This is a genomic window from Bacillus sp. BB081 (assembly GCF_008368895.1).
Taxonomy (GTDB): domain Bacteria; phylum Bacillota; class Bacilli; order Bacillales; family Bacillaceae_G; genus Bacillus_A; species Bacillus_A wiedmannii.
Genome location: NZ_QOZX01000031.1, coordinates 1 through 2,804, shown reverse-complemented (window position 1 = coordinate 2,804; position 2,804 = coordinate 1). Strand labels below are relative to the sequence as shown.

Annotated in this window: 1 rRNA gene; it reads right to left on the bottom strand. The window is 51.7% G+C overall.

The window, feature by feature from the left end:
• Positions 1-14: 14 nt before the first annotated feature.
• A 23S ribosomal RNA gene (locus tag DN394_RS15425) occupies positions 15-2,804 on the bottom strand; the annotation flags it as partial.

Here is a 2,804-nt window from a genome sequence, read left to right as displayed (position 1 = left end):
TTGCTTCATATTATATGGTTAAGTCCTCGATCTATTAGTATTCGTCAGCTCCACATGTCACCATGCTTCCACCTCGAACCTATCAACCTGATCATCTTTCAGGGATCTTACTAGCTTACGCTATGGGAAATCTCATCTTGAGGGGGGCTTCATGCTTAGATGCTTTCAGCACTTATCCCTTCCGCACATAGCTACCCAGCTATGCCCTTGGCAGAACAACTGGTACACCAGCGGTGCGTCCATCCCGGTCCTCTCGTACTAAGGACAGCTCCTCTCAAATTTCCTACGCCCACGACGGATAGGGACCGAACTGTCTCACGACGTTCTGAACCCAGCTCGCGTACCGCTTTAATGGGCGAACAGCCCAACCCTTGGGACCGACTACAGCCCCAGGATGCGATGAGCCGACATCGAGGTGCCAAACCTCCCCGTCGATGTGGACTCTTGGGGGAGATAAGCCTGTTATCCCCGGGGTAGCTTTTATCCGTTGAGCGATGGCCCTTCCATGCGGAACCACCGGATCACTAAGCCCGACTTTCGTCCCTGCTCGACTTGTAGGTCTCGCAGTCAAGCTCCCTTATGCCTTTGCACTCTACGAATGATTTCCAACCATTCTGAGGGAACCTTTGGGCGCCTCCGTTACACTTTAGGAGGCGACCGCCCCAGTCAAACTGCCCACCTGACACTGTCTCCCGGGTCGATAAGACCCGTAGGTTAGAATTTCAATACAGTCAGGGCGGTATCCCACCAGCGCCTCCACCGAAGCTAGCGCTCCGGTTTCAATGGCTCCCGCCTATCCTGTACAAACTGTACCAAAATTCAATATCAGGCTACAGTAAAGCTCCACGGGGTCTTTCCGTCCTGTCGCGGGTAACCTGCATCTTCACAGGTACTATAATTTCACCGAGTCTCTGGTTGAGACAGTGCCCAAATCGTTACACCTTTCGTGCGGGTCGGAACTTACCCGACAAGGAATTTCGCTACCTTAGGACCGTTATAGTTACGGCCGCCGTTTACTGGGGCTTCAGTTCAGAGCTTCGCTTACGCTAACCCCTCTCCTTAACCTTCCAGCACCGGGCAGGTGTCAGCCCCTATACTTCGCCTTACGGCTTCGCAGAGACCTGTGTTTTTGCTAAACAGTCGCTTGGGCCTATTCACTGCGGCTTTCCGTTAAGAAAGCACCCCTTCTCCCGAAGTTACGGGGTCATTTTGCCGAGTTCCTTAACCAGAGTTCTCTCGCACACCTTAGGATTCTCTCCTCGCCTACCTGTGTCGGTTTGCGGTACAGGCACCTTTTATCTCGCTAGAAGCTTTTCTTGGCAGCGGGGAATCAAAGACTTCGCTCCATAAGGAGCTTCCCCATCACAGCTCAGCCTTCACGATAAGCGGATTTGCCTACTTATCAGCCTAACTGCTTGGACGTGCACAACCAATCGCACGCTTCTTCTATCCTTCTGCGTCCCTCCATTGCTCAAACGATAAAGAGGTGGTACAGGAATATCAACCTGTTGTCCATCGCCTACGCCTGTCGGCCTCGGCTTAGGTCCTGACTAACCCTGAGCGGACGAGCCTTCCTCAGGAAACCTTAGGCATTCGGTGGACGGGATTCTCACCCGTCTTTCGCTACTCATACCGGCATTCTCACTTCTAAGCGCTCCACCAGTCCTTCCGGTCTGACTTCACTGCACTTAGAACGCTCCCCTACCACTGATACCATTGGTATCAATTCGCAGCTTCGGTGGTGTATTTAGCCCCGGTACATTTTCGGCGCAGAGTCACTCGACTAGTGAGCTATTACGCACTCTTTAAATGGTGGCTGCTTCTAAGCCAACATCCTAGTTGTCTAAGCAACTCCACATCCTTTTCCACTTAATACACACTTTGGGACCTTAGCTGGCGATCTGGGCTGTTTCCCTCTTGACTACGGATCTTATCACTCGCAGTCTGACTCCTAAGGATAAGTCATTGGCATTCGGAGTTTGACTGAATTCGGTAATCCGATGAGGACCCCTAGTTCAATCAGTGCTCTACCTCCAAGACTCTTACACTTAAGGCTAGCCCTAAAGCTATTTCGGGGAGAACCAGCTATCTCCAGGTTCGATTGGAATTTCTCCGCTACCCACACCTCATCCCCGCACTTTTCAACGTGCGTGGGTTCGGGCCTCCATTCAGTGTTACCTGAACTTCACCCTGGACATGGGTAGATCACCTGGTTTCGGGTCTACGACCACGTACTAAACGCCCTATTCAGACTCGCTTTCGCTGCGGCTCCGCCTCTTCAGCTTAACCTCGCACGGGATCGTAACTCGCCGGTTCATTCTACAAAAGGCACGCCATCACCCATTAACGGGCTCTGACTATTTGTAGGCACACGGTTTCAGGATCTCTTTCACTCCCCTTCCGGGGTGCTTTTCACCTTTCCCTCACGGTACTGGTTCACTATCGATCACTAGGGAGTATTTAGCCTTGGGAGATGGTCCTCCCAGATTCCGACGGAATTTCACGTGTTCCGCCGTACTCAGGATACATTCAAGAGAGAACGAAGTTTCGACTACGGGGTTGTTACCCTCTACGACGGACCTTTCCAGGTCGCTTCGTCTACCTCGTTCCTTTGTAACTCCGTATAGAATGTCCTACAACCCCAAGAGGCAAGCCTCTTGGTTTGGGCTATGTTCCGTTTCGCTCGCCGCTACTCAGGAAATCGCATTTGCTTTCTCTTCCTCCAGGTACTTAGATGTTTCAGTTCCCTGGGTCTGTCTTCCTTACCCTATGTATTCAGGTAAGGATACCATACCATTACGTAT